This is a genomic window from Falsiroseomonas oryziterrae (assembly GCF_021864505.1).
GTDB lineage: Bacteria > Pseudomonadota > Alphaproteobacteria > Acetobacterales > Acetobacteraceae > Falsiroseomonas > Falsiroseomonas oryziterrae.
Genome location: NZ_JAKJIB010000365.1, coordinates 1 through 3856, shown reverse-complemented (window position 1 = coordinate 3856; position 3856 = coordinate 1). Strand labels below are relative to the sequence as shown.

At 72.8% G+C, this 3856-nt stretch carries 4 protein-coding genes and 1 pseudogene; 1 reads left to right on the top strand and 4 read right to left on the bottom strand.

Annotated elements, in window-relative coordinates:
* From L2I40_RS20220 to purB, 4 genes are all read right to left on the bottom strand, one after another.
* On the bottom strand, window positions 1–238 hold a 238-nt coding region (locus tag L2I40_RS20220; protein WP_237216979.1), incomplete at its 3' end, for a hypothetical protein.
* Entirely contained in the window at window positions 235–954 is a 720-nt protein-coding gene (locus L2I40_RS20215) for an NRDE family protein (protein WP_237216978.1), read from the bottom strand. The genes L2I40_RS20215 and L2I40_RS20220, both read right to left, overlap by 4 nt.
* Window positions 955–982: 28 nt before the next feature.
* Window positions 983–1348, bottom strand: a complete 366-nt coding sequence (locus L2I40_RS20210; RefSeq protein WP_237216977.1) for a hypothetical protein — start codon at window positions 1346–1348, stop codon at window positions 983–985.
* Window positions 1349–1427: 79 nt separating this feature from the next.
* Complete coding sequence (gene purB, locus L2I40_RS20205) at window positions 1428–2762, bottom strand: adenylosuccinate lyase (protein WP_237216976.1); 1335 nt, start codon at window positions 2760–2762, stop codon at window positions 1428–1430.
* A 142-nt stretch (window positions 2763–2904) separates the two neighbouring features.
* Between purB and L2I40_RS20200 the strand changes: the two are divergent.
* Window positions 2905–3558 (top strand): annotated as a pseudogene (locus L2I40_RS20200) (TerC family protein); the annotation flags it as partial.
* Window positions 3559–3856: the final 298 nt, after the last annotated feature.

Genomic DNA, 3856 nt, shown 5'->3' with positions numbered 1-3856 from the left:
CGCCGCGCTCGGCATTCCCACCGCCGCGGCCCTGGCCTCCACCGCCCTGGCCACCTCCGCCCTGGCCACCTCCGCCTTGGCCGCCGCCCCGTCCCTGGCCGCCGCCGCCACCCTGGCCACCACCACCCTGGCCGCCGCCACCGCGTCCCTGGCCGCCACCGCCACCACCCCCGCCCTGGGCCCAGGCGGGCAGGGGGAGGAAGGCGGCGGCGAGCAGCAGGGCGGTGCGGCGGGTCATGCGGCCTCCAGGGGCAGCGGGACAAAGAAACCGGGCGCGGGCCGGCCGGCGCAGAATCGCCACACCCGGCCGGCTCCCAGCGTAACCATTGTGCTGCAGACCGTCCCGAAGCCGTCAACCGGCGGAACACTCAGGGCGGCGCCGATCCCTTCTGCCGTATCGCCGTCGGCCAGCAGCGCCTCCCATTCCGCCCAGGCGTCGCGCGCCGGGTCGGGGGGCGCGGCGGCGCGGAAGCGGGGCAGGTGGCGCGCGATGCGTGGGCTTGCCAGGTCGTTGGGCTCATGCGCCGTGACCATGGACAGGCCTTCGGACAGCGCCACCGCCTCGGGGCGGCCGGTCCCCAGCCCGCGGAGAAAGAAGGCCTGCGCGGCATCGGCCACGACCATGTTGAAGGGACGCCAGGCGCCGGCGTCGAGGGCTGCGATCCGCGATGCCGCCTCTGCGGCGCTGTCCGCCTCCAGCGCGAGCAGCGGAAGTTCGCCGCGCGAGCGCTTGCCGGGCGCGGGGCCGAGGCTGCCCGGGCGGTTCAGCACGCCGGCGACGACGCCGCCGCGCAGCCCCATCCAGGTGCCGCCGGCGCTGCGGTCACGCCCGGCGACGAGTCCCGGCCGGTCGGGCCAATGCGCGGCGGGCGGGTCCCAGGCGCGGTCGATCCGCTCGTCGCGGTTGGCGGCGAGCAGGAGCGGCCAAGCATGTCCCGGCCGCCGCAAGATCACGACGGTGCACAAGCCGGGGGTGCGGGCCTCAGAAGCGGAAGTAGAGGCCGATGCCCGGCGGCGGCGGCGGCGCGTAGTAGTAGCGCGGCGCCGGCACCCAGACGCGCGGCGGGGGGGCCACATACACGCGCGGCGGCGGCGCGTAGTAGTAGCGCGGCGGCGGCGCCCAGTAGCCGTAGGCCGGGTAGTCGCGGCGCCAGCCGCGTCCGGGCGGAGGGCCGCGCCGCTCCCAGCGGTCGTAGTAGTCCCAGCGCCGTCCATCCACCGGCACGACCATGACGGCGCCCTGCGGGGCGGCGTAGCCCGGCCCCTTCGCTTCGGCGGATTGCGTGCCGGCCAACCCGGCTCCGATCGCCAGCGCCGCGAGCGGCAACAGCCTCATCAGGACCCGCATGGTGCCCGACCTCCTCTTGAGGACCGGCATATAGTCTCCCCCTGTGGCAAGACCTGGGCAAGTCAGAACCGGAACGAGGTCAGGTCCCGAGCACACGCGCGAAGATAGCATCGACGGCCCCGAAGTCCCGCGCCGGATCCATTGCCGCGGCGAGCGCCGCCGCGTCGAGGCGTGCCGCGACCGCCGGATCGGCGAGGAGGTTGGCGGCGAAGTCGCGCGCGCCCGCCGTCCCGAGCGCCGTCCAGGTCGCCATCGCCGCGCGCTGCACCGCGGCATAGGCGTCCTCGCGGCTCATACCGGCCTGGGTGAGGGCCAGCAGCACCTTCTGGCTGTGCACCACGCCGCCGAGCGATTCGAGGTTCGCCTGCATCCGGTCCGGGTAGACGGTGAGCTTCGCCATCATCCCCGCCGCGCGCACCAGCGCGAAGTCGAGCGTGACGGTCGCGTCAGGGCCGATCATCCGCTCGACCGAGGAATGGCTGATGTCGCGCTCGTGCCAGAGCGCGACGTTCTCCATCGCCGGCACCACATAGCCGCGCACGATGCGGGCGAGTCCGGTCAGGTTCTCGCTGAGCACCGGGTTGCGCTTGTGGGGCATGGCGGAACTGCCCTTCTGGCCCGGGTGGAAGAACTCCTCCGCCTCGCGCACCTCGCTGCGCTGCAGGTGGCGCACCTCGACCGCGAGGCGCTCGAGGCTGCTCGCCACCACGCCGAGGGCGGCGAAGAAGGCGGCGTGGCGGTCGCGCGGGATGACCTGCGTGCTGACCGGCTCCACCGCGAGGCCGAGATGCCGCGCGACATGCGCCTCGACGCGCGGGTCGACGCTGGCGAAGGTGCCGACCGGGCCGCTGATCGCGCAGGTCGCGACCTCGGCGCGGGCGGCGACGAGACGGTCGCGGTTGCGGCGGAACTCCGCCCAGTGGCCGAGCAGCTTGAGGCCGAAGGTGGTGGGCTCGGCATGGATGCCGTGGCTGCGGCCGATGGTGGGTGTGCGCTTGAACTCGATGGCGCGCGCGCGCAGCGCATCGAGCAGCGAGTCGAGGTCGGCGATCAGCAGGTCGGCCGCCTGCGTCAGCTGCACCGCGAGGCAGGTGTCGAGCACGTCGGAGCTGGTGAGCCCCTGGTGCATGTAGCGCGCCTCCGGTCCGATCCCCTCGCCGAGCCAGGTGAGGAAGGCGATCACGTCGTGGCGCGTCTCGCGCTCGATCGCGTCGATGCGGTCGAGATCCGCCTGCGTGATGTTCGCCACGCGCGGGGCGCCCTGCGTGCGGATCGCGGCCGCGGCATCACGCGGGATGGTGCCGAGCTCGGCCATCGCCTCCGCGGCGAGCGCCTCGATCTCGAACCAGATGCGAAAGCGGTTCTCGGGCGACCAGATGGCCGCCATCTCGGGGCGGCTGTAGCGCGGGATCATCGCGTGCTTCCCTTCGCAGCGCCGCGTTGCGGCGCGCGGTCGTGTGCAGGGCGGGGGTTTGGCCCGCCGCGGCGGCAGTTGACAAGCCTGCGCCGGCGCAGCCGATTATCCTCCGAATTCCGGAAGGCGGGCGCCAAGAAAAATGGACTTCTCTTCATACTTGACCAGCGAGGCGCTGGTTGCGCTTGGCCAGGTTCTCTTCATCGACATCGTGCTGGCCGGCGACAATGCGATCGTGGTCGGCATGGCGGCGGCGGGCCTGCCGCCCGACCAGCGGCGCAAGGCGATCTTCTGGGGCATCGCGGCGGCGACGATCATGCGCATCGCCTTCGCCTCCATCACCGTGCAGCTGCTTTCCATCGTCGGCATCGTCTTCGCCGGCGGCGTGCTGCTGCTGTGGGTGTGCTGGAAGATGTACCGCGAGCTGCGCGACGGCGGCGGGCACGACCATGCCGACACCACCGAGCAGCACGAGGGCGTCGAGGCGCTGGAGGGCACCGAGCCCGGCGCGCCGAAGAAGACGCTGCGCCAGGCGATCACGCAGATCCTGGTCGCCGACGTGTCGATGAGTCTCGACAACGTGCTCGCGGTGGCGGGCGCGGCGAAGGACCATCCCTACATCCTGATCTTCGGCCTGGCCGTCTCCGTCGTGCTGATGGGCGTGGCGGCGACCTTCATCGCCAAGCTGCTCGACAAGCATCGCTGGATCGCCTGGATCGGCCTGCTGGTGATCCTCTACGTCGCGGGCTCGATGATCTACGAGGGCACCTTCCAGATCGCCGAGAACGTGCCGCACGCCTACGGCTATCTCCTGCTGCCGCTCGGCTGGATGGCGATCCCGGGCGGCGCGGCGACCTTCCCGATGGGGCTCTGGCTGTTCGCGACCGTGTTCCAGGTGGTCTTCCTGGTTGCGGTGGCGACGGTGGTCGCGGACCTGACGCTGCAACTGCTGCGGAGGAACCGCTGATGCGCCGCGCCGCGCTTCTGCTCGCGCTCGGCGCGATGGCGGCCTGCGCGCCGCAGGAGGGTGGGCCGATGTTCGGCGGCGCGGCGCCGACGCTCGAGGCCGCGGTGGCGCGGCTGCCGGCGCAGGT

Excerpts from the sequence above, each read along its gene's own strand:
- L2I40_RS20210 (WP_237216977.1), bottom strand. The coding sequence starts at position 1,348 with ATGCGGGTCCTGATGAGGCTGTTGCCGCTCGCGGCGCTGGCGATCGGA.
- purB (WP_237216976.1), bottom strand. The coding sequence starts at position 2,762 with ATGATCCCGCGCTACAGCCGCCCCGAGATGGCGGCCATCTGGTCGCCC.